The organism is Lysinibacillus sp. ACHW1.5 (assembly GCF_022014815.1).
GTDB classification, from domain to species: domain Bacteria; phylum Bacillota; class Bacilli; order Bacillales_A; family Planococcaceae; genus Lysinibacillus; species Lysinibacillus capsici.
The window spans coordinates 937,987-962,472 of record NZ_CP091777.1 but is presented as its reverse complement, the minus strand read 5'-3'; the positions used below and the strand labels follow the sequence as shown (position 1 = coordinate 962,472).

Here is a 24,486-nt window from a genome sequence, read left to right as displayed (position 1 = left end):
AATTTATGCCTCCCATAATTCACTTACGATTTTATATGCTGCTACTGGATCCTGTGCACCTGTTACAGCACGGCCAACAACGATGAGTGATGAACCATCACGCTTTGCCCCATCAGGTGTTGCTATACGTTTTTGATCGTGTGCAGCACCACCAGCTAAACGAATTCCAGGTGTGACACGTAGAAACTCATCTCCACACACCTCAGCAATCGCCTTAGCCTCATGGACAGAGCAAACAACACCTTGTAAACCTGCTTCCTTTGTCAGCCCTGCGTAGTGTAGGACAGACTCTTTCAATGAAAGAGCAATTTTTTGTTCAGCTTGCATTTGTTCTTCTGTTGTAGATGTTAATTGAGTAACGGCTATTAGTGCAGGACGTTGTTTGCCTGTTGGTGTTCCTGCTTCAAGTCCTTCTAGAGCTGCTTCCATCATAGGACGTCCGCCTGCAGCATGGACATTGACTAAATCTACCCCTAATTTTGCTAGACCCTTCATCGCAGAGCCTACTGTATTCGGGATATCATGTAATTTTAAATCAAGGAAAATATCATGACCTAACTCCTTTACTTTGCGTACGATATCAGGTCCCTCTTGCATATATAATTCCATTCCAATTTTCACGAAAAGAGGCTCATCGAACTTTTTAAGGAAATCGAATACTTCTTTTTCTCCTGGAAAATCTAGAGCTAGTATAGGTTTCGTATTCATCAACGATGGCTCCTTCCAATAATCTCTGTTATATGTTCTACACCTAATGCATCCAGCTTTGCTGGTAATTCTTCAATGATGTTTGGACAAACGAAATGGTCAACAAAGTTAGCTGTTCCTACTGCTACAGCTGAAGCACCTGCGGACATAAAATCAATGACATCCTGTGCTTCCGTTACACCGCCCATACCAATTATCGGAATATTGACAGCCTTGTACACCTCATAAACCATTCGTATTGCTACAGGTTTTACAGCAGGACCAGATAGTCCACCTGTGCCATTAGCTATGACTGGCTTACCTGTACGCTCATCTAAACGCATACCAACCAATGTATTAATCATGGTAATACCATCTGCTCCACCTGCTTCAACAGCTAGGGCAATATCAACGATGTTCGTCACGTTTGGTGATAGCTTCACATAGACTGGCACTTCTGACACAGCCTTGACAGCCTTGACAAGCTCGCGTGCTGTAGCAGGATCTGTTCCAAATTGAATACCACCACATTTCACGTTTGGACAAGAAATATTTAACTCCAATGCTTTGACATTCGGTGCTGCTGAAATACGGCGTGCTACTTCCACATAGTCTGCCGTCTCTGTTCCAGCAACATTCGCGATGATAGGTACATCATAATCCTCTAAAAATTTTAATTCCTCATTCATCACTTTTTCAATGCCTGGATTTTGTAGACCAATGGCATTTAACATCCCCGCCGCTGTTTCGGCAACACGTGGCGTTGGGTTACCTGCACGCGTTTCGACCGTTGTTGCCTTAATCATGATAGCACCTAGTTTTGACAAATCATAAAGCTGTGCATATTCACGACCAAAGCCAAAGCAACCTGAAGCTGGCATAATAGGGTTTTTTAAATCTAAGCCTGGTATTTGAATTGTTAAACGACTCATAGTGCCACCGTTCCTTTCGGGAAAACTGGACCATCAGAACATACTTTAACATAGTCTTTTTCAACTTGATCAGTTGTTTTACATACGCATGCAAAGCAAGCTCCAATACCACAGCCCATACGCTCTTCAAATGATAAATAGCCTTCTTTTTCAGGATAAAAGCCTTCTAATGCCCTTAACATTGGTAAGGGGCCACAGGAATAAAAAACATCAAATTCAGGAGCATACGACTCTAAAACCGTTGTTACAAAGCCTTTTGTGCCTTTCGAGCCATCCACCGTAACATAATGCGTTTCACCAAGTGCACTAAATTCATCCTCATAAAAGCAGACGTCTTTTGTTTGGAAGCCTAAGACGTGGATTGTTTTCACACCACGAGCATTCAATTGCTTGGCTAGCTCATGTAATGGAGGGACACCAATGCCACCACCAACTAGTAGTGCAGTACCTCCCTCCTGCACCGCTTCTACTGGGAAACCATTCCCAATTGGTCCAAGTATGTTGACCAGCTGACCTTCTCGATTTGTTGCCAGAACTTTCGTACCACGCCCCTCAGCACGATAGATCATTGTAAACTCATTGTTGTCTTTATCAATATTTGCAATACTAATTGGTCGACGTAAAAGCGGCTCCAGTGAATCCGACACCTTTACATGGACAAACTGGCCAGGAGTCATCTCCTGAACCAGTTCACCATGAAGTGTCAGTTCGAAAATGTTTGTCGCAATTTGCTTTTGAGAGACGACCGTCATTTTCTCTTGACGTATCATATTAGTGTACTACCTCCGCTTTTGGCATTTGTTCTGCTGTAAATGTCATAGATTCGATAACACGTACCATTGCTTCTGCTGTATCTAAAGATGTTAGGCAAGGTACACCATTTTCTACAGACTCACGACGAATTCGGAAGCCGTCACGAGCTGGTTGCTTGCCTTTTGTTAAAGTGTTGACAACAAGCTGAGCTTCCCCATTTTGGATAAGGTCAATCAATGTTTGTCCTTTCGCTCCAATCTTGCCTACTACATCAGTTCGTACACCTGCTGCTTCAAATGCTTTTGCTGTACCTTCTGTTGCTACAATGCGATAGCCTACTGTTGAGAAGCGTTTTGCTAATGCAATCGCTTCTTCCTTATCTTTATCAGACACAGTGAATAATACTGTACCTTCTGTTCGTATTTCCATACCTGCTGCAACTAAGCCTTTATAAAGAGCTTTTTCTAATGTTGCATCTTTCCCCATTACTTCACCAGTAGATTTCATTTCAGGTCCTAATGTAATGTCTACACGTCGTAATTTAGCGAATGAGAACACTGGTACTTTTACAAATACACCTCTTTGCTCAGCTGCTAGGCCTGTTGGATAGCCTTGCTCTACAATGGATTTGCCAAGGATTGCTTTTGTTGCAATATTAGCCATTGGGATATTTGTAATCTTACTTAGGAACGGTACTGTACGTGATGAACGTGGGTTCACCTCGATAACAAATACTTCGTTTTGTGAAATGACATATTGGATGTTCATTAAGCCGATGATGCCTAGCCCCTTCGCAAGACGAGTTGTATAGTCAACTAATGTATCTTTTTGTGCCTGTGTTAATTTTTGCGGTGGGTAAACAGAGATTGAGTCACCAGAGTGAACTCCTGCACGCTCGATATGCTCCATAATTCCTGGTATTAACACATTCTCACCGTCACAGATAGCATCTACTTCAATTTCCTGTCCTGTTAAGTAACGGTCTACTAATACTGGATGATCTGGAGATGCCTCTACCGCGTTTTCCATATAGTGCTGTAATTCTTCTTGGTTATAAACAATTTCCATTGCACGTCCACCAAGTACATAAGAAGGGCGAACAAGCACTGGGAAGCCTAGACGCTCACCAATGGCAAGAGCCTCCTCTGTAGAAACTGCTGTTTCTCCTTGAGGTTGTGGAATATCTAATTCACGTAGCGCCTGCTCAAATTTATCGCGGTTTTCTGCACGGTCAATATCCTCAAGAGACGTACCTAAGATTTTCACGCCATTAGCAGCTAATTTATCAGCAAGGTTAATAGCCGTTTGACCACCGAATTGAACAACAACACCAATTGGTTGTTCTAAGTCGATAATATGCATAACATCCTCAATTGTTAATGGTTCAAAGTATAATTTATCGGAAATTGAGAAATCTGTTGACACTGTTTCTGGATTTGAGTTAATGATGATCGCTTCATAACCCGCTTCTTGAATCGCCCAAACTGAGTGTACTGTGGCGTAGTCAAATTCTACACCTTGGCCAATGCGGATTGGACCTGAACCTAGTACCACCACAGAAGGTTTTTCAGACTTAATCGATTCATTTTCGTCTTCATATGTGCCATAGAAATATGGTGTTTCTGATTCAAATTCTGCTGCACATGTATCCACCATTTTATAAACTGGCATAATCCCATGCTCTTTACGATAAGCATACAGTTCTTCTGGTGTTGTTTCCCAAAGCTCAGCAATTTTCTTATCTGCAAAGCCTAAACGTTTAGCTGTTCGTAGTACGTCTTTGTCATTCTTATTGTCAGCAAGCGTTTGTTCCATATCCACAATATTTTTAAATTTATTTAAGAAGAATAGATCGATTGCTGACCATTCATGAATTTGTTCAATTGTTACACCTCGACGTAAAGCTTCACCGATGAAGAATAGACGTTCATCCCCAGCCTTGCGAATACGTTTTTCAATCCAAGAATCTGAATTTTCTTCAGCATGTTTTAACTCTAAGTGTACTTGACCTGTCTCAAGAGAACGAACCGCTTTTAGCATAGCTTCCTCAAAAGTACGACCTAACGCCATTACTTCACCAGTAGCTTTCATTTGCGTACCAAGATTACGTTTAGCAGATTCGAATTTATCGAATGGCCAACGAGGAATTTTTGCTACGATATAGTCCAGTGCAGGCTCAAAACAAGCATATGTTGAACCTGTTACAGGATTTTTAATTTCATCTAACGTTAAGCCTACTGCAATTTTAGCGGCTAGCTTAGCAATTGGATAACCTGTTGCTTTTGATGCTAACGCAGATGAACGAGAGACACGTGGATTTACTTCAATCACATAGTAATTAAAGCTATATGGATCAAGTGCAAGCTGTACGTTACAGCCACCTTCAATTTTTAAAGCGCGAATAATATCGAGTGAAATATTACGTAGCATTTGGTTTTCGCGATCAGATAGTGTTTGCGTTGGTGCAACAACGATTGAGTCACCTGTATGAATCCCTACTGGGTCAACGTTTTCCATGTTACATACAACGATGGCATTGTCAGCTGCATCACGCATTACTTCGTATTCAATTTCTTTATAGCCTGCGATTGATTTCTCTAATAGACATTGCGTTACAGGGGAATATTTTAAACCCGATGTCACAATTTCTTCTAAGTCTTGATCGTTGTAGCAAATACCGCCACCTGTACCGCCAAGTGTAAAGGCAGGTCGAACAATGACAGGGTAGCCAATTTTTGCAACAAATCTTTTCGCTTCATCTAAGTTATGAATAATATCAGATTCAGGAACTGGAGCTCCTAACTCATACATTAAATTACGGAATAAATCACGGTCCTCCGCTTTATGGATGGCATCTAATTTAGTACCTAGAATTTCAATTCCAAGCTCATCTAGAATACCTGATTTGTCTAATTCGATCGCCATATTTAGGCCTGTTTGACCACCAAGTGTTGGTAAAATCGCGTCTGGGCGTTCTTTACGTAATATACGCGATACAAAATCAAGAGAAATTGGCTCAATATAGACTTTGTCTGCGATTTCTGTATCTGTCATGATTGTAGCAGGGTTTGAGTTAATTAAAATAACGCGGTAGCCCTCTTCTTTTAATGAAAGACATGCTTGTGTTCCTGCATAGTCAAATTCTGCTGCTTGTCCGATAACAATTGGGCCTGAGCCGATTACTAAAATAGTTTCAATATCTGTACGTTTAGGCATGTTGTTTCCCCTTCCCTGCTTCTACTTCCATCATTTCGATGAATTCATCAAATAAATGGTTTGAATCTTCTGGACCTGGTGATGCTTCTGGGTGATATTGCACTGTGAAAATTGGATATTTTTTATGACGTACACCTTCACATGTTCCATCATTTAACGCGATATGTGTTAATTCTAAATCGGTATCTTTTAATGATTCGATATCGATGGCATAGCCATGGTTCTGAGATGTTAAATCTGTACGACCTGTGCGTAAATCTTTTACTGGATGGTTACCACCACGGTGTCCAAATGGTAATTTAAAGGCTTTCGCACCACTTGCTAAAGAAAAGATTTGATGGCCTAAACAAATACCGAACATTGGCACTTTTCCAATTAAGTTACGTACTGTTTCAATGCCTTCTTGAACATCTTCAGGATTTCCTGGTCCATTCGACAACATGATGCCATCTGGATGCCAAGCTAAAATTTCCTCAGCTGACGTATTATACGGTACGACTAGCACATCACAATCACGTTTGTTTAACTCACGTAAAATTCCATGCTTCATTCCATAATCAATTAGAACAACTCGTTTACCACGTCCTGGAGATGGATAGGCTGCTTTTGGTGATACTTCACGAACATGGTGCGTAATGGCTGGCGTTGCTTGTAATTGTGCCACAATTTCATCCACATTTACTTCTTCATCAGCAGCTGTCAAAATCGCTTTTACGGAACCTTTACTACGAATAATACGTGTTAATTTTCGTGTATCAATCCCTTCAATTCCTGGGATATCCTTTGATGTCAAATAGTCATCTAAAGTTAAATCACAGCGGAAATTCGAAGGATTTTTAGCTAATTCACGTACAACAAATCCACGAATTGCTGGCGTAATCGATTCAAAGTCATCACGGTTAATGCCGTAGTTACCAACTAAAGGATAAGTTAAAGTGACAATTTGTCCATAGAATGAAGGATCTGAAATCGTTTCCTGATAACCCGTCATCCCTGTTGTGAATACAACCTCACCTTGTGAAGCGCGCTCGCTACCAAATGCTGTACCTGTAAATACTGTGCCATCTTCTAAAACTAGTAAACGTTTTTTCATTACTCTGCCTCCTGATATACGATATTGCCTTCAAAAATCGTTAGTACTGGCCAACCCTTTGCCACCCAGCCGTTGAATGGTGTATTACGACCTTTTGATACAAAGCCTTCTGCATCAATCGTTTGTTCTTTTTGAATATCAATTAAAATCATATCAGCTGAAGCACCTACTTCTAATGTGCCATATGGCAGATCAAAAATCTCAGCTGCTTTCACTGTCATCCAATCAATTAATTGTTTTAACGTCCACTTTCCTGTTTCTACAAACTGTGTATAAAGTAGTGGGAAAGCAGTTTCGAAACCTACAATACCAAATGGTGCGCCAACCATACCGCAGCATTTTTCTTCTACTGTGTGTGGCGCATGATCTGTTGCAATGCAGTCGATTGTACCATCAAGTAGTGCTGCATGTAGAGAATCTTTATCATCAGCTGCGCGTAATGGTGGGTTCATTTTCCAATTAGCATCATCAGATGGAATATCCATCTCTTCTAGCAATAAATGATGTGGACAAACTTCTGCTGTAACACGGATTCCCGCAGCCTTTGCATCTCTTACCGCACGCACTGATTCCTTCGTCGATACATGACAAACATGGTAACGAGCGCCTGCTGCTTCTGCAAGTAGTACATCTCGTGCAATTTGTACGGATTCACAGATGGAAGGTATTCCTGAGAGGCCTAGCTCTTTATTACGCTTTCCTTCATGCATCACGCCATCATAGATTAATGAGTTGTCCTCACAATGCGCTACAACGACCATATCGTGCTGGGCCGCATCTTTCATTTGCTCATACATCGTTGAGGCTAGCTGGATACCAACACCATCATCTGAGAATGCCACTGCTCCATGTGCTTTTAATTCTTCAATATTTGTTCGAACCTCACCCGATATATCCTTTGTTAGGGAACCGTATGGGAGTACTCGAATAACCGCACTGTCCTGAATGAGCCCATTGATGAGTTGCATGTTTTCAACCGAATCAGGTACTGGCTTTGTATTAGGCATTGCGCAAATTGTCGTAAAGCCACCTTTTGCTGCTGATGCCGAACCTGTTGCAATGGTTTCCTTATGCTCAAATCCTGGCTCTCGTAAATGTGTATGAACATCGATAAAGCCTGGTGCTACGATTAAACCATGTCCTTCAATCAGTTCTGCACCTGCTACAGTCACATCTTGACCAATAGCCGTAATCTTTCCGTCTGCCATTGCAATATTGACTGTCTTTAATTCACCTTGTTCATCTAGCATTTGTACATTTTGAAGTACCTTTGTCATGTTATTCTCTCCCCTTTAAAATGGTTTCCATAATAGCCATCCTTGTGTAAACACCGTTCCGCACCTGTTCAAAAATTCGAGAGCGATCACACTCGACTAACTCAGAAGCAATTTCGACATCACGATTAACGGGTGCTGGATGCATAATAATGGCCGATTCTTTCATTTGCTTTTCTCGTTCAATTGTTAAACCAAACTCTTGATGGTAACCTTCCTTTGAGAAGCTTTTATTTACTTTATGACGTTCATGTTGCACACGTAGTAACATAATGACATCACTTATTTCGATCAGATTATCCCATGAATGGTGCGCTTCAAAACCGCCAGACCATTCTTCTGGGCAAAGGAAATGAACATTTGCCCCTAAATTTTGTAATGCTGTTGCATTTGATTTCGCTACTCGACTATGAGAGATATCTCCTGCAATTGTGACATTCAACCCTTCGAAATAGCCAAACTCCTTTTTGATGGTATAAAGATCCAATAAGGATTGTGAAGGGTGTTGCCCAGCACCATCTCCTGCATTAATAATCGCTACATTAATACCATCCAGCAGCTCATTGTAATACTCATCTTCTGACGCTCGAATGATGACAGCATCTAAACCAATCATTTCCAATGTTTTGACCGTATCGTACATCGTTTCCCCTTTCGTAACACTCGAAAACCCTGCATCAAAAGGGATAACATGACAGCCAATTTTGTATTCTGCCATTTCAAAGCTTGTTTTTGTACGAGTACTTGGTTCAAAGAATAGATTGGCCACTTTGTGTGTGCGAGATAACGATGATGTTTCACCATTTTCAAATGCTTGCGCAAGATCTAGGATTTGGTTAATCTCTTCTGTTGTTAAATGTTCCATCGATAATAAGTTCTTCATCATGTGACCTCCATTAGGTTGTGAATCGTGAACGCCTATGTATGACGTTCTCTGTATATAAAGTAAAAGCCCCGTTGATGTCATCAACGAGGCATGAGGAGGCGTGACAAACTACAGCAAGACATACATCCCACTTCAGCCTGTCCACAACTTCCCTTTTTTTGCCTCTCTGGACAATTCATTAAAAGGTACTACTATGAATCTTTATTTTGATTGTATTGTACGGGTATATCAGCTTCTTTTTTACCTGGTAGAATCGCATTTAATAGCACACCAATAATCGCTGCTAGTGCCATTCCTTCTACACTCAATGATTCTGAGATAACAAACTTGGCACCGCCAATACCAATGACTAAAATCACTGAAGCAATTACTAGGTTACGACTGTTACCAAAATCAATATGATTATCTACCAGCATACGTAAGCCACTTGCTGCGATAATTCCAAAGAGTAAGATGGAAACTCCACCAAGTACTGCGGTTGGAATCGTTGCAATTACTGCCATTGCTTTCCCGAAGAATGATAGTAAGATAGCAACCACTGCTGCACCTGCAATAACGTAGATACTGTATACTCGAGTAATGGCTAGTACACCAATATTTTCACCATATGTTGTTTTCGGAGGACCTCCGATTAAAGCACTCACAAATGTGCCAAGCCCGTCACCTAGTAGCGAACGGTGTAGTCCTGGCTCTTTAATATAATCCCGATCTACTACTTTTCCTAATACCAGTTGATGTCCTATATGTTCCGAAATTGTTACAATTACGATTGGTACCATGATAAGTAGAATTTTTGTTGTTATTTCAAACTCATAATGCACACCTGGTATTAAGAAATCAGGCATTGCGAAGAATTTTGCTTTGGCAATCGGTGTATAGTCTACTATGTCGATCATCATGGAGTAAATGTACCCTACAATTAGGCCCATCAAAATTGGCATAGTGCTTAAAATTCCTTTAAAGAAAATCGTAAAGATGATAGCTGTAAAGACCGTCACTAAAGCAGCTGAGAAGTGTAAAAAGCTATACTCTCCATTGACGTTCATTGCCATATTCACAGCCGTACCTGAAAGTCCAAGCCCAATTACCATAATTACTGGGCCTACCACAATCGGTGGCAAAATTTTCATAATCCACTTATAACCACTTTTCCAAATGATTAAGGATACAATCCCGTACGTAATGCCGACTGCCATAGCACCGATCATGGCATTGCCTGGGTTTACACTTGAACCGTCTTCATTTAAACCACCTGCAGCAAGTAGGATTGGTGCAATAAAGGCGAAGGATGATCCTAAATAAGCTGGTACCTGAAATTTTGTAATTAATAGGAAGAATAATGTAGCAATTCCGCTTGTTAAAAGGGCAATCGCTGGACTAAGACCTACTAACTGCGGTACTAAAATCGTTGAACCAAACATCGCAAACATATGCTGGAAACTTAATGTCACTAGCTGGAGCGGGGTCGGTTTATCCTTAATATCTAAAACTGCATTTGACATACTGTTTCCTCACTTTATTGTTCGTCTTCTTTATAAATAATGACGCAATCTTCTCCGTCTACCTCTTGTAAATTGACAACAATGCGCTCAGAGCCAGAAGTTGGAACGTTTTTTCCCACATAGTCTGCTCTAATTGGTAGCTCTCGATGTCCTCTATCTACTAGAACAGCTAGTTGAATTTGTGCCGGTCTTCCTAAATCCATTACAGCATCTAGAGCTGCACGTACTGTTCGACCTGTATAAAGTACATCATCCACTAAGATGATTTTTTGATTTTTCACTTGATACTCGATATCAACTTGTTCTACATGTGCTTGTTCGTTTTCATGTTTCGTTGTTAAATCATCTCGGTAAAGTGTAATATCAAGTTCCCCTGTACGAATCGGTTTACCTTCAATTTTTTCAATTCGCTGCGCCAAACGTCTGGCTAGAAAGGCACCTCTTGTTTTAATGCCAACTAAAATACATTCATCGATTCCTTTATTACGTTCAATTATTTCATGGGCAATACGTGTTAATGCTCGTGTCATTGATGGGCCATCTAATAATTCATTTTGTGCCATATTCGTATCCTCCTCTCTCCAATCTATTATCGGCCATGTGTCCATAAAAAAACCTCTCGAGGCGAATAGCCTGAGAGGGTTGTATACGTGTCGAAAAAGCATGTTGGAAAAATTTGCAGCACAAATTTCCACAACACTATCACATGTCCCTTCTCAGCCTCTCTGGACTGCCATTAAAGGTGAATATTTAGTTATGTTGTTCATTCACTGTCGTTAGTATAGACTTTCTTTTCGTATACGTCAATGCCTATTTCGTAAATCATTTAATAATTGTTCATAATCAGCTGGAAGTGGTGTTTCAAACTCCAAATATTCTCCAGATGAAGGATGATCGAAACCTAAAGTCGCTGCATGTAAAACTTGTCCCCCAAAGTCGATTGTCTTTTTCGGACCATATTTTGGATCTCCAACAAGTGGGAAGCCAATATAATTCATATGCACACGAATTTGGTGTGTACGTCCTGTTTCTAAACGACATTCCACAAGCGTATAGTCACCAAAACGTTCAACAACTTGGAAGTGTGTGACAGCATGTTTACCATTATCGACAACTGCTTGTTTTTGGCGATCTTTTTGGTCACGACCAATTGGTGCATCAATTGTCCCCTTATCATGCGCAATATGCCCGTGGACAAGAGCAATATATTTACGAGTAACTGTTTTATTCACTAATTGATTGACTAATGATTCATGAGCCGTATCGTTTTTAGCAACCATCAATAAGCCCGATGTATCTTTGTCGATACGATGGACAATCCCTGGTCGTAGTACACCATTAATCCCTGATAAGTCTTTACAATGATACATTAAGCCATTTACCAGTGTACCTCCCATATGGCCCGGTGCTGGATGTACCACCATACCCTTTGGTTTATTCACAACAAGAACATCTGCATCCTCATAAACAATATCTAAATCTAAATTTTCTGCGACAACATCCAATTCTTCCACTTCTGGTACATCAATAGCGATGATGTCACCAGCTTTAACCTTATATTTTGCCTTTACCACATCACCGTTTACTTTAATGACTCCCTCACTAATCCAGTTCCCAATTTGCGTGCGTGACCACTCAGATTGTAAGCTGGAAAGTGCTTTATCAATGCGCTCTCCTTGCTGCTGTTCTTCGATTGTATATGTTACTTGCATCATTGTTTCACCTGTTTCTTCTCTTTTTTATCTTCCATAATTAAGCCAATCATCAGCACGACAACCGCTATTGTTAATGCAGCATCTGCCACATTAAAAATAGGGAAATCATAATTAATAATCGGAATTAAAACATCTACAAAATCGACCACTTCTCCTCTAAATAGACGGTCAATAAAGTTTCCTACTGCACCACCAAGCAAAAGCATTAAGCCGACTTGAAAAACAGGCTTTCCCTTTGCTTCTTTATGATAAAAATAGACAATCGCACAGATAACAGCAACTGTGACAATACTAAACAACCACATTTGCCCCTCTAGCATCCCCCATGCTGCCCCTCTATTTCGATGAGACAAAATACCAAACCAAGGGTCCCATACAGCAATGCGTTCAGCATATTCCATATTTTTCACAATCAGCCATTTTGTCCATTGATCCAGTAAAACGACAAAAGCAGCTAATCCATAATATTTATACACAGACATTCCTCCGTTCACTCAACATCTTACCTATTCTACCATAACAGTTCCATTCACAATAACTAATATCCTATCTAATCTAAATCTCTTCAAGAAATATAAAAAGGCTACCCCTATTACGTTTAAGCAATAGAAATAGCCATAACTTATTGGTTAGACAGTTTCAGATTCTTTTGAATGTACTCGCTTCATGAAGTCATTAACATCAGCAGGAACTTTGCGATCTATTAAAGACACGATAATAACAGATAAGAAGCCCACAGGCACTGTCACAATACCCGGAATTTTAAACTGCAAGAAGCTTGGTAACGTTCCTGGTAAAAAGATCATCCACATAGACACGCCAAGTCCTATTAATAATCCTGCAATGGCTCCTTTCTCTGTCATGCCTCTCCACCAAATACCTAAAATAAATATTGGGGTAAATGTACTTGCAGCGACAGTAAAGGCGAGCGCCACTAAATGGCCAATGGATGCATCCTTTACAAGTAAGCCCAATGCTCCATATAAAATACCTAATATTACAATAGCCACTTTCCCAGCAATAACTCGTTGTTTTTGTGTAATATCCTTTTTCATGATATTGGCATATAAATCATGAGCTAGTGCACCCGAGCTTGTAATAAACAATCCTGAAAGATTGGAGAAAATAGCTGCAAATGCTCCTGCTATAACTAATCCAAGTAGCCATTTGCCACCTAGTGCAAGGGCTGTAGTAGGAATGACCATATTATTCCCACCCAGCACTAAATCACGCATAACTTCCTCACTAGCTGTCCCAGAAATGAAAATAGATCGACCTACAACACCTAAATAAACAGCTAACAAGAAGAACGCGCTTGCAATCCCAATGGCCATGAGTGCAGATTTACGGGCTGCTTTAGCACTTGGATTTGTATAAAAACGCAATAATATATGTGGAAGTCCAATTGTTCCTAGTGCTAACCCAATCGTCATACTAATTGTTTGCCAGAACGTTGGGAAATAGAAGCCTGTGCCTGTCCAAGCAGCACCATCAAAATTGATATCATTGCCATCTAGGGCATACGGTGAAGTGCCAGTGATCGGACCACTAAATGAATGGATGGCTGCTAAAATTTTATCATAATGTAAACCGCCATAAACTGCTGCAATTAACATCACGATAAACGCACCTAGACGAATCCACAACTCTAATGCTTGGTTGATGGTTGTTCCTTTCATACCACCAATACCTACATAAAAAATCATAACAACACAAGTAAATATAATGCCGAATTCATAAGAAGTACCAAAAAACATACTTAAAATTTGTGCGGCACCTAATAATTGTGGAGCTGCATAAAAGCCAGAAATTGCTAAAACCACCGCTACCGCTACAAGCCGTGCTCGTCTACTATGAAAACGATAGCCTAAAAAATCTGCAACGGTAAATGCACCGAAGCGTCTTAAAGGACCTGCCACAAAAATCGCTAATAATGTTAACCCAATGGAAAAGCAAAAAGCATAATAAGCACCATCATATCCAAGTTGAAATGTTAACCCTGCGATGCCCAGAAATGTTGCTGCACTTAAGTAATCCCCACCAATGGCAGAACCATTTGTAAACCATCCGAAGCTTCGGCCACCTACAAAGAAATCCGATGCTGTTGCATTTCTTTTTGTTAAATACGTAATGTATACAATTGTCCCCATTAAAGCAATGGTCATTAACATCTTTGGTTCTAATAGAGCTTCCATCATTCAACATTTCCCCCTTTGTTCCAACTACTTATTTGCTATATCGTATTTTTTTAGACGTTTCTCGTACATGGCTGTATGAACATATGCAATAATAAATGCCATAGCCATCATTACAATCGTTGTCACAAACCATGTGACTGTCATACCACCCCAGATTTTCTTAAACGCAAATGCTGGCGCAAACCAATTCATAACAGGGATACTAAAAATCAAAATAAAGTAAAATATCGATAAACCTAAACCTGTTGTAAATTCATCTTTCATAATTTTGTTTGTTGTTGCATCTAAAGGTGGTAGATCTTTCACATCAATTGTTCCTGCTTCTACATAGTCATAATCATGACTGCCTACTTCCGCCATAAGCCAACTCCCCCTTTTCTGATAAGTAAATAATTATCTGAAATTTCAAATTATTATTCACTACAATTATTCTATTCTATTTCAACTTCAATATAGATATAAAATATTGCTGTATTAGTACAAAAAATTGCTATTTTAAGTTAAAATATTTTTATCTTTTTATTCGTAGGGGGCTGGTAGCATTTTAAAGGTGGTATGGTATATGGAAAGCTCATTTGACAAGCTGCAGATGAGTGAATGGTTAAAAGAGGTTTTACCAAACGCTTTAGAGGAATGTAAAGTGCCAAAGCCAGAAGATGAGGTCATTATTGTCTATGAAGTCAATCGGTTATTTGACTGGGTAAAAATTAATCGATTAAAAAGAAACTATCCTAATAGTATTATTGTCCCGTTTGTTACAGAACACCTTACCTACTCGACTGGTATAGCAATTGAATTAGCTTTACCTGCACTTCTCATAAAACCATTACAAAAATCAAAATTTTTACGAATCGTAAAAAAACTGTATACGTCCTATCAGGAAAAAAAGGCGAGTACGCTTACAATACTTGAGCTATCACAACAAGTGTCCCAACAACATACCTCTCCATTTAGGGAAGCATTTTTAAAACGCCTGATCCGTGGAGAAATTGACAATGAACAAGAAATAATACAATCTGCTTCATTTTTATCGACAAGCTGTATTCCTAATATTGTATTTTTAATTCAAGGCTATATTGATGGGGATAATAAGAGAGCTGTCCCACACGATGCAAGTAGTCGTATTACAACTGTTTTTCGTCAGCACTTTGCGGAGAAGGCCTCATTATCCTTTTTACATTTTGAACGCTATTTATTACTTCTCATGCGAATTCCTACTGCTTATAACTCTTTCAAACATTGGACTGAGGGTGAAGCCTGTTTATTAGAGGTTATCGAGACCCTAAAAAGGGATTGTTCTATTCATCTTTTTATGGGAGTTGGAGGTGTATTTCAGGATGCTATGCAAGTGAAGGAATCCTATAGCCAGGCTAGAAAAGCACGTAGAAAACCACCTATCCATAATATACACATCCGATATTACGAAGATTTAACAAGACATGAGCAGCTGCAAAAAGCTATTCAGTATATTGAAGAACATTACGACGAACAACTGACCATTCGTGATGTTGCAAAATATATTAACTTTAGCCCAACTCATTTTAGTAGACTATTTAAAAAAGAAACAGGTCGCAATTTTGTTGACTATGTTGCTTATACACGCATTATCAAAACCTTACCTTTTTTACGCAAGTACGACTACACCATAGAAAAAATCTCCTCCACCTGTGGCTTCAATACACCAAATTACTATAGCTTAACTTTTAAAAAATATGTAGGGATCTCTCCAACAGACTATCGCAATACGACAGAAATTTTATTTAAATAATGGAAAAGAATCTGCAAAACTTCCATGAAAAAAGCAAGCCTCCAACAAGGAGACTTGCACATCCTCTACATTTAAATGCAGATTCTTGTTATTTATAGATTAAACGTAATACTTTTCTACAACTTCTGCACAGCGAGCACATACTGTAGGTTGTGCTTCATTTGAACCAACTGTTTCAGAAATTGACCAGCAACGCTCACATTTCTCACCTGTAGCCTTCTCAACAACAATGGAAACATGCTCAAGTGCTAAAGCTTCAGCAGGTGCCTCCTCGATAGCAGCTACCTCAAAAGCTGAAACGATGGAAAGTTGTGCAAAGTCAATGTTGGCATCGTTCAATAATGCGACAACATCTTCTTTCGCGTAGACAGTGACTTTTGCTTCAAGTGATTTACCAATTGTTTTCGCATTACGTGCTTCCTCTAATGCTTTTAAAATATCATCGCGTACATCAATAATTTTTTCCCATTTTGTACGTAGGCTGTCAAAATTCGCTTGAACATCTACCTCTGGGAAATCTGTTAATTGAACAGAAACTTCTTCTACAATACCTTGAACATGTAAATAAGACCACATTTCATCCGTTGTATGTGGGATAATTGGTGTCATGATTTTTACTAATGTCATCAATGTATCATAAATAACTGTTTGCATCGCACGACGATCCTTATTGTCATGACCCTCGATATAGACTACGTCTTTGGCAATATCAAGATAGAATGAAGATAACTCTACAGCAACGAAATTATTGACTACATGATAGACAGCAGCAAAATCATAGCGATCATAGGCAGCACGTACAGTTTTTAAGACATCCTGTAAGCGCATATACACATATTGATCCATTTCACGAAGCTCAGCATAACTTACACGATCTTTCGTAGGATCGAAATCAGCAATATTGCCGTGCAAGAAACGGAAAGTATTACGAATTTTACGATACACCTCAGATACTTGCTTTAACATATCCATAGAGATGCGCACATCTGCTGTATAATCAACAGAAGCAACCCATAAACGAAGTATGTCTGCTCCATACTGATCCATTACTTTTTGCGGAATAATCACATTCCCTAAAGATTTACTCATTTTACGTCCTTCACCATCAAGTACAAAACCATGTGTTAAAAGTCCTTTGTATGGTGCATAGCCGTTAATAGCTACAGATGTAATAAGAGAGGAATTAAACCAACCACGATGTTGGTCAGAACCCTCTAAATAGAGATCAGCTGGATATTTCATACCACGTTCTACTAGTACACCTTGGTGTGATGAACCGGAATCAAACCATACATCCATAATATCATTTTCTTTTGTAAATTCGCCGTTCGGGCTACCTGGATGTGTAAAGCCTTCTGGTAATAACTCTTTTGCTGTTTTTTGGAACCAAATATTTGATCCATTCTCACGGAATAATGCTGAGACATGACTAATTGTTTGAGGTGTAATAATAGGTTCACCATTTTCAGCATAGAAAATCGGAATCGGCACACCCCACGCACGTTGACGTGAAATTACCCAGTCTCCACGATCACGAATCATATTATAAAGACGAGTTTCTCCCCAAGCTGGTGTAAATGCTGTTGCTTTTACAGCCTCTAATAACTCCCCACGGAATGCTTCAACAGATGCAAACCATTGTGGTGTCGCACGATAAATAACAGGCTTTTTCGTACGCCAGTCATGTGGATAGGAGTGCGTAAAGAAATCAAGCTTTTCTAACGCTCCTACTTCTTTTAGTTTTTCTGTGACGAGTTTATTTGCATCATTATAAAACACGCCTTCAAAACCAGGTGCTTCATCTGTATAACAGCCACTATTATCAAGAGGGCTAAGAATACCTAAACCATACTGTTTACCAATATGATAATCGTCTTCACCATGCCCTGGGGCTGTATGAACACAACCTGTACCCGCTTCAGCAGTTACGTGTTCACCTACCATAATAAGCGATTCACGATCGTAGAATGGATGTTGTGCTACAATACGATCTAATGCCTCTCCTTTTACCTCTTGGACAACCTCATAGTCTACCCATCCAAGCGTAGTTGCCACTGACTCTAATAACTCTTTGGCAATGATGAATTTTTTATTAGCCACTGCAACTACTACATAGATAAATTCAGGATTCAAAGAAATCCCTAAGTTTGCTGGTAATGTCCATGGTGTTGTTGTCCAAATGATAAATTTAGCATCTGCTGGAACAACACCCTTCGCATCCTTAATTGCAAAGCTTACATAAATGGATGGAGATTTGATGTCCTTATATTCAATTTCAGCTTCCGCCAAAGCAGATTCAGAAGAAGGAGACCAATAAACCGGCTTTAACCCTTTATAGATATAACCTTTTTCCGCCATTTTACCGAATACTTCAATTTGACGAGCTTCAAACTCAGGCTTTAATGTAATATATGGATTTTCCCAATCACCTCGAATGCCTAGACGGCGGAATTGGGCACGTTGATTGTCAATTTGCTCATAAGCATACTCTTCACAAAGTTGGCGGAATGCTGCTACTGACATCTCTTTGCGTTTTACACCTTTGTTAGTCAATGCTTGCTCAATTGGTAAACCATGTGTATCCCAACCTGGAATATAATTGACATGGTAGCCAGTCATGGAGCGATGACGTGTAATCATATCCTTCAATACTTTATTTAGAGCATGGCCGATATGGATATCACCATTTGCATAGGGAGGACCATCATGTAGAACAAATTCTGGTCGACCTTCCGTACGTTCCATCTGTAATTTGTTAATATCCATGCCATTCCATTTTTCTTGCATTTTTGGCTCATTTGCCGGTAAATTTCCACGCATTGGGAAATCTGTTTTTGGCATTAATAAAGTATCTTTGTATTCAACCATTAAAATTCCTCCTTTATTTTACACAAACAGGTAGACATTTTTCTCATAAGACAGTTATTGGCAAACTTATCTAAAACGATTCGGAAACAAACAAAAAAAGCCCTCAATCCCACTAAGGGACGAGAAGCTTCTACTCGCGGTACCACCCTAATTGTAGTACAAAAAATTGCACTACCTCTTAAAAGCACGTTTAACGTCGTGCATCACGAAATAACCTACTTTTTTCAGTTATTTAGCTCAGAAGTGATGTTCAATGCTAGTTGTATGTTTGGGCTCTCACTGTCCCCAAATCGCTTAACAACGCCTAACAAATACTGTCTTCGTCTCTGCTTTTATGCATATCTGTTCAAAATAATTACTATTACAAAGTATATGAAATTCAAACAATCGCGTCAAGTTTCATTTGTCAATTACAGCAATTAAAAAGAAAAGTTAAATATCCTCAGAATCCTGTGCTTCTTCAACAGATGCTTGAATTTCTGTTAAATCGATATCATATTGCAGCAAATGATCCCAGTCATCTGCATTAAGTAAATCCAGCTGTGCTTCTACAAGCATCTTGAAACGATTACGAAATACCTTAGATTGCTTTTTAAGCTCATCAATTTCAATCGTCACCTTACGAGCCTTCGTCAAAGCTTCATTGACAATTCGATCAGCATTTTTTTCAGCTTCTTTTACAATGAGTTTTGCCTCTTTTTGAGAATTTCTTCTCACTTCATCAGCCGCTTCTTGTGCAACGACAATAGACTTCTGCAAAGTTTCTTCTAAGGAGTTGAAATGTCTCGCTTGTTCTAAAGCCATCTCTAATTGCTTATCAACCTCTTTTTTTTCACGAAGCAGAATTTCATAGTCTTTAATAATCTGATCTAAAAATTCATTTACTTCATCTTCAGCATAACCTCTGAAGGCTTTTGTAAACTCCTTATTATGTATATCAATAGGTGATAATGGCATACAATCCTTCTCTCCTTTACATGTACATTCGTAATTTCTATTATACAATTGTTCCGACAACTTAGCAGTAAAAATTAATGAAATTTACTTCACTTTCAGCTTTTTTGGGCCAATCGACCGACTTGAAGACGGATTTTATCTTTTTTAGTTCGGCCTTCAGTCATAATAATTTTCATCCGTCCACTTCCACGTATCGATAAAATATCTCCCTCCTGTAATTCAAAAGCAACTGTATCTCTTTCTGTCCAATTTACACGAACTTTTTTTCCAGTTATTAAAGCTTGAGCTTTTTGGCGTGATACATTTAATACAGTCGCAATAATTACATCTAAGCGCATGGAAGATACTGTATGAGATTCCTCCAACCATTCTTCCTCATTTACAATAAGGGAATCCGCTTCTTTTAAAGACTCAATATGCACCTTAACTTTACCAATACCTGTTAAATGTAACCGAACATATTCTGCTACCTCTTGGGCTACAACGAATTGCACCTGCTGATCATTTACCCGAATATCACCAAACTTGCCACGGTTTAAACCTAATGAAAGCAACGCACCTAAAACATCAGGATGTCGTAATTGGACAAATTTCACTGGATATTGAATCGTAAATGCCACTAACTGAAAGTCCTCCTCTATCACTTCATAGTAAGTAGGAAAAATAAGCATACGCTGCCTCTCCGCCTCTTCAAATAAACCTGTGCATGCAGTTTTTAGCGTATCATCTTGCCCGATAATCGATGTCACAATAAAACGCTGTCTTGGATCAAGAAAATCTGTCAGCTTAGGCGCATAACGATCTTCAACCTCACGCTGCCAGCTTATTACCTGTTCAATAAAGGGCTGTTCATCTTTTCGAAAATGCTGGATTAAGTGTTCCATCTTGTTGTCTCCTCTTTCACTAGTTCCTTTTTGCTTTGTTAGTTGGAAACTTAGTATTCCCAATTCATAACGTTTGGACGTCATTGTTTTAATATTTTTTATTAGTCGCTTTGTAGCGAGGATAATTAAAATAAATAAAAAATCCCCACCAAAACGTGAGGATTTATTTCTAAGCGAACATAAAATATATTTTCTGAATGACTATATAAAGCCCTCTTTCTATAAAATTCAGCATAAAGATGGCCACAATTGGCGAAATATCAATCATACCAAGAGGCGGAATGAATTTCCTAAAAATACCTAAATATGGCTCACAAACTTTTTCAAGCATGCGACCAATTGCTGAATTTTGAGCGGCAGGCACCCAAGACATTAAGATATATGCAATTAGCATGAATGAGTAAATCTTAAATGCTAATGATACATAACCAAGTATAATAAAAAAAGTCATATAAACTACAATCCTCGCTATTAATTATCGTCTAAAATAAAGTTTGTAATTTCACCAGTCACTTCTACATTATCTGGCGTACAAAGGAAGATATCTTTACCAATACGTTGAATATCTCCAGCAAGAGCATAGACTGTGCCACTTAAAAAATCAATAATGCGTTTGCCTTGCTCTCTTTCGATACGTTGCAAATTGACAATTGTTGCACGTTTATTTTTTAAATGCTCTGCGATATCTTGTGCTTCTGCATAAACTCTCGGTTCTATTAAAACAACTTTTGCTCCCTTAGAACTCATAGCTGCCTGCAAACTGACAATGTTATTAGGAGTTGCTGTGCTTTGTGGCATGATTTCATGAATAGGTGCTTTGCGTTCTTTCATCATTTTTTTTGGCTTAACTGAATGAATCGGTTGCTGTTGTTGTATGGGTTGTTGTTGCTGAATAGGAGCTTGCGTGATTTCTTCTTCTAATTCTTCTTCAAGGTAAAAGAAGTTTTTAATCTTATTTTTCATGCTCATCCTGTTCCCCTCTTTCATTTCCAACAAGAGCCGTTCCGACTCGAACAAAAGTAGCCCCTTCCTCTACCGCAATTTCAAAGTCATTAGACATGCCCATTGATAACTCGGTACAAGGTGCGTGTGCGAATCCTTGCTCGGCTATTTGCTGTTGACATTGTTTTAATTGCTTGAAAACAGAGCGAATAATTGCTTCGTTTTCGGTGTTTGGTGCCATAGTCATTAAACCTACAACTTGAATCTTCGTAAAACCTTTTAATGCTTCTACAAAAGGCAAAACTTCTTCGATAGTTAAACCATGTTTTGATTCTTCACCAGAAATATTTACTTGTACAAAACATTTAACAGGTTGTTCGGCTCTTTTTTCAATTTCTTCTGCCAAAATCAAACGATCTAAGGAGTGTAAATAATCAATGCTGTTAATCACTTGTTTTACTTTACGTGTTTGAAGCGACCCAATGTAATGCCAATGAACATCAGCATGTATCTCAGTAATTTTACGATGTAAGCCCTCTGGTCTGTTTTCTCCTAAATGAGTGAGCCCTGCTTCAATTGCTTCTTGTGTTCTTTCAACAGAAACTTCCTTCGTCACGGCAATTATTTGGACTTTTTCGCCCTCACGATTCCCTTTTTTTTCTGCTGCTGTTATTAAATCATTTAGTTTGTTTAAATTTGTTAAGATTTTTGTCACTGTTTTTCCCAACTTTACAACAATAGTTTCTTTTATTGTAACAAGCAATGCTTGATTTATCAATGAATAGCCTGACCTATGTCAGCATACAATTCTCACAATTTTAATGTGCCTATGTCTTAGGAAAGGGCTTTGACTAAAATGACATCCTTACCAACAACAAGCACATCCTTCATATACACTTTTCTCACAGACTCTTCACCTTTAAAAAAACCAAGATATTTGCGAGGCTCTGCAATCAAAAATGCTGTCACATAGCCTGTTTCTTTTGATACTTCAGCATCTATTACAAAGCCTATAAATCGTCCATTTCCTGCTTCAATGACTTCTTTTTGTTGTAACATCGAAAAACGCAATGACATACCTCCTCTATTGTTTACTTTCGTATAAACATTTCTACTACCATCAAACTTTGCTGTTACTTTATATTTATGTATCATTTGTTCATTGAATGAAGATAAAATGCGCACCGAATTATACGATGCGCATTTTTTTATTTGTAATCTTTTTGCATTGTTTCAATTGCATTTTTTTCAAGACGTGATATTTGTGCTTGAGAAATCCCAAGTTCTTTGGCAATCTCAGTTTGGGTCTCTCCATAATAAAATCGTTTGGCAACGATCATTTGCTGACGTTCATCTAGCTTTTGCAAGCTTTCCTTTACCGACACATAGGCAACCCATTGATCCTCTGATACATCATCATCACGTAATTGGTCCATCATATAAACTGCATCTCCGCCATCTGAATAAATGGGTTCCTGTAATGAAACTGGATCTTGAATGGCATCTAAAGCAAATAAAACGTCTTCCTTTTTCATGTCAATCATCTCGGCAATTTCTTCAATCGTTGGTTCTCGCAAATTATCGGTTATCCATTGCTCTTTTGCCTGCATTGCCTTATAAGCTATATCTCTTAGAGAGCGAGATACACGTAATGCATGATGATCACGCAGATGGCGACGAATTTCACCAATAATCATTGGTACAGCATATGTCGAAAATCGTACATTATGCTTTAAATCAAAATGATCAATGGCTTTCATGAGGCCAATACAGCCAACTTGAAATAAATCATCTGCCTGTTCACCTCTATAGGCAAATCTACCGACAATACTAAGCACTAACCTTAAATTGCACATCACAAGCTCTTCTCTAATCTCTGTTTCTCCAGCTTGCAATCGGATGAAGAGTTCCTTCATTTCCTCGTGCTTTAGAATTGGCAAAGTCGATGTATCTAAGCCGCAAAGATCTACTTTTGTTCGCATATTCGATTCCTCCGGATGTTATTCTCTGACTAAACCGTGACATCAGTTTGTCCGAGAGAAACAAGAATATGCACAAAAGCTGCGACCAATTTTAGGTAGGATAAATTTCCCTTTCTAAGAAATTGGTTGATTTAAATTTTCACGTAAATCTTGAATAATTTTCTTTTCTAAACGGGAAATATATGATTGCGATATGCCTAAATGATCTGCAACTTCTTTTTGTGTCATTTCAACTTTTCCATTGAGACCAAAGCGACATTCCATAATATAACGTTCACGCGCACCTAGTAAATTAATAGCGTGGAACATATGCTGACGTTCAATTTTTTTCTCTACATTATCTAAAATAATATGCTCTTCTGTTCCTAAAATATCTGACAGTAATAATTCATTTCCATCTGCATCAGAATTTAATGGTTCATCTAAGGATACTTCACCCTTCATACGACTTGTTTTTCGTAAATGCATTAAAATTTCATTTTCAATACAGCGTGATGCGTATGTTGCAAGCTTAATATTTTTATCCGTATTGAACGTCTCAATTGCCTTTATTAAACCAATGGAGCCAATACTGATTAAGTCTTCGATTGGCGTTCCCGTATTATCAAAACGTCTAGCAATATAAACAACAAGACGTAAATTACGTTCAATTAGTGTGTCTCTAGCTCGTAAATCACCATTCATAAAGGATGCAATGACTGTAACTTCTTCTTCTCGACTTAATGGCACTGGCAATGAATCATTTCCCCCTATATAGTACGTTTCACGACTCCGAAACTTACTCCATAATTTTTTCAAGCTAGCAAGTAGCCTAAGAAGCAATAGTTCT

23 protein-coding genes and 1 other annotated feature are annotated in these 24,486 nt (G+C 38.8%); of the genes, 1 reads left to right on the top strand and 22 read right to left on the bottom strand.

Annotation, left to right across the window (positions count from 1 at the left end):
* Window positions 1–3: 3 nt before the first annotated feature.
* From pyrF to L6W14_RS04375, 13 genes are all read right to left on the bottom strand, one after another.
* Window positions 4–708: an orotidine-5'-phosphate decarboxylase gene (gene pyrF / locus L6W14_RS04435; protein ID WP_237899585.1), complete on the bottom strand. Its 705-nt coding sequence runs from the start codon at window positions 706–708 to the stop codon at window positions 4–6.
* A complete protein-coding gene (locus L6W14_RS04430) occupies window positions 708–1,619 on the bottom strand; it encodes a dihydroorotate dehydrogenase (RefSeq protein WP_131521611.1) in 912 nt (303 codons plus the stop codon). Before L6W14_RS04430 ends, pyrF begins: the two co-directional genes overlap by 1 nt.
* Window positions 1,616–2,389 carry a dihydroorotate dehydrogenase electron transfer subunit gene (locus L6W14_RS04425; RefSeq protein WP_237899576.1) on the bottom strand — a complete coding sequence of 258 codons (774 nt, stop codon included), beginning with the start codon at window positions 2,387–2,389 and terminating at the stop codon, window positions 1,616–1,618. The genes L6W14_RS04430 and L6W14_RS04425 overlap by 4 nt, the downstream gene beginning before the upstream one ends.
* Before the next feature lies 1 nt (window position 2,390).
* Entirely contained in the window at window positions 2,391–5,588 is a 3,198-nt protein-coding gene (gene carB / locus L6W14_RS04420) for a carbamoyl-phosphate synthase large subunit (RefSeq protein WP_115673784.1), read from the bottom strand.
* The gene (carA, locus tag L6W14_RS04415) at window positions 5,581–6,681 is read right to left on the bottom strand and encodes a glutamine-hydrolyzing carbamoyl-phosphate synthase small subunit (RefSeq protein ID WP_016994256.1); all 1,101 of its coding nucleotides are present in this window, start codon (window positions 6,679–6,681) and stop codon (window positions 5,581–5,583) included. The genes carB and carA overlap by 8 nt, the downstream gene beginning before the upstream one ends.
* The gene (locus L6W14_RS04410) at window positions 6,681–7,958 is read right to left on the bottom strand and encodes a dihydroorotase (protein ID WP_237899574.1); all 1,278 of its coding nucleotides are present in this window, start codon (window positions 7,956–7,958) and stop codon (window positions 6,681–6,683) included. Before L6W14_RS04410 ends, carA begins: the two co-directional genes overlap by 1 nt.
* A 1-nt stretch (window position 7,959) precedes the next feature.
* On the bottom strand, window positions 7,960–8,838 hold the full coding sequence (locus tag L6W14_RS04405) for an aspartate carbamoyltransferase catalytic subunit (protein ID WP_131521614.1): 879 nt from the start codon (window positions 8,836–8,838) through the stop codon (window positions 7,960–7,962).
* A gap of 194 nt (window positions 8,839–9,032) precedes the next feature.
* A complete protein-coding gene (locus L6W14_RS04400) occupies window positions 9,033–10,343 on the bottom strand; it encodes a uracil-xanthine permease family protein (protein ID WP_131521615.1) in 1,311 nt (436 codons plus the stop codon).
* Between the two features lie 14 nt (window positions 10,344–10,357).
* Entirely contained in the window at window positions 10,358–10,906 is a 549-nt protein-coding gene (gene pyrR, locus L6W14_RS04395; RefSeq protein ID WP_004227349.1) for a bifunctional pyr operon transcriptional regulator/uracil phosphoribosyltransferase PyrR, read from the bottom strand.
* Window positions 10,907–11,146: 240 nt separating this feature from the next.
* A complete protein-coding gene (locus L6W14_RS04390) occupies window positions 11,147–12,058 on the bottom strand; it encodes an RluA family pseudouridine synthase (RefSeq protein ID WP_237899572.1) in 912 nt (303 codons plus the stop codon).
* On the bottom strand, window positions 12,055–12,534 hold the full coding sequence (gene lspA, locus L6W14_RS04385; protein WP_004227346.1) for a signal peptidase II: 480 nt from the start codon (window positions 12,532–12,534) through the stop codon (window positions 12,055–12,057). The genes L6W14_RS04390 and lspA overlap by 4 nt, the downstream gene beginning before the upstream one ends.
* A gap of 153 nt (window positions 12,535–12,687) precedes the next feature.
* Window positions 12,688–14,256: a sodium/solute symporter gene (locus L6W14_RS04380; RefSeq protein ID WP_131521617.1), complete on the bottom strand. Its 1,569-nt coding sequence runs from the start codon at window positions 14,254–14,256 to the stop codon at window positions 12,688–12,690.
* Window positions 14,257–14,280: 24 nt separating this feature from the next.
* Window positions 14,281–14,616 carry a DUF485 domain-containing protein gene (locus tag L6W14_RS04375; RefSeq protein ID WP_131521618.1) on the bottom strand — a complete coding sequence of 112 codons (336 nt, stop codon included), beginning with the start codon at window positions 14,614–14,616 and terminating at the stop codon, window positions 14,281–14,283.
* A gap of 202 nt (window positions 14,617–14,818) precedes the next feature.
* On the opposite strand from L6W14_RS04375, the gene L6W14_RS04370 reads away from it, so the two are divergent.
* Window positions 14,819–16,024, top strand: a complete 1,206-nt coding sequence (locus L6W14_RS04370) for an AraC family transcriptional regulator (protein WP_237899570.1) — start codon at window positions 14,819–14,821, stop codon at window positions 16,022–16,024.
* 99 nt (window positions 16,025–16,123) lie between these two features.
* On the opposite strand, the gene ileS is transcribed toward L6W14_RS04370, so the two are convergent.
* The 9 genes from ileS to sigE form a co-directional block, all read right to left on the bottom strand.
* Window positions 16,124–18,892 carry an isoleucine--tRNA ligase gene (gene ileS, locus L6W14_RS04365; RefSeq protein WP_131521620.1) on the bottom strand — a complete coding sequence of 923 codons (2,769 nt, stop codon included), beginning with the start codon at window positions 18,890–18,892 and terminating at the stop codon, window positions 16,124–16,126.
* Window positions 18,893–19,004: 112 nt separating this feature from the next.
* Window positions 19,005–19,228 (bottom strand) — a binding site (T-box leader).
* 96 nt (window positions 19,229–19,324) lie between these two features.
* Window positions 19,325–19,849 carry a DivIVA domain-containing protein gene (locus tag L6W14_RS04360; protein ID WP_131521621.1) on the bottom strand — a complete coding sequence of 175 codons (525 nt, stop codon included), beginning with the start codon at window positions 19,847–19,849 and terminating at the stop codon, window positions 19,325–19,327.
* 95 nt (window positions 19,850–19,944) lie between these two features.
* Window positions 19,945–20,733, bottom strand: a complete 789-nt coding sequence (locus tag L6W14_RS04355; protein ID WP_237899562.1) for a YlmH family RNA-binding protein — start codon at window positions 20,731–20,733, stop codon at window positions 19,945–19,947.
* A gap of 169 nt (window positions 20,734–20,902) precedes the next feature.
* Complete coding sequence (locus tag L6W14_RS04350) at window positions 20,903–21,184, bottom strand: YggT family protein (RefSeq protein ID WP_004227322.1); 282 nt, start codon at window positions 21,182–21,184, stop codon at window positions 20,903–20,905.
* A 20-nt stretch (window positions 21,185–21,204) separates the two neighbouring features.
* Complete coding sequence (locus tag L6W14_RS04345; RefSeq protein WP_004227319.1) at window positions 21,205–21,702, bottom strand: cell division protein SepF; 498 nt, start codon at window positions 21,700–21,702, stop codon at window positions 21,205–21,207.
* Window positions 21,686–22,390 (bottom strand): YggS family pyridoxal phosphate-dependent enzyme, encoded by a 705-nt coding sequence (locus L6W14_RS04340; protein WP_305799920.1) that lies wholly within the window; start codon window positions 22,388–22,390, stop codon window positions 21,686–21,688. The genes L6W14_RS04345 and L6W14_RS04340 overlap by 17 nt, the downstream gene beginning before the upstream one ends.
* 119 nt (window positions 22,391–22,509) lie before the next feature.
* The gene (locus L6W14_RS04335) at window positions 22,510–22,752 is read right to left on the bottom strand and encodes a PRC-barrel domain-containing protein (protein WP_225340754.1); all 243 of its coding nucleotides are present in this window, start codon (window positions 22,750–22,752) and stop codon (window positions 22,510–22,512) included.
* Window positions 22,753–22,883: 131 nt separating this feature from the next.
* Window positions 22,884–23,657, bottom strand: a complete 774-nt coding sequence (sigG, locus tag L6W14_RS04330; RefSeq protein ID WP_004227313.1) for an RNA polymerase sporulation sigma factor SigG — start codon at window positions 23,655–23,657, stop codon at window positions 22,884–22,886.
* A 114-nt stretch (window positions 23,658–23,771) separates the two neighbouring features.
* Complete coding sequence (gene sigE / locus L6W14_RS04325) at window positions 23,772–24,479, bottom strand: RNA polymerase sporulation sigma factor SigE (protein ID WP_009373518.1); 708 nt, start codon at window positions 24,477–24,479, stop codon at window positions 23,772–23,774.
* Between the last annotated feature and the right edge of the window lie 7 nt (window positions 24,480–24,486).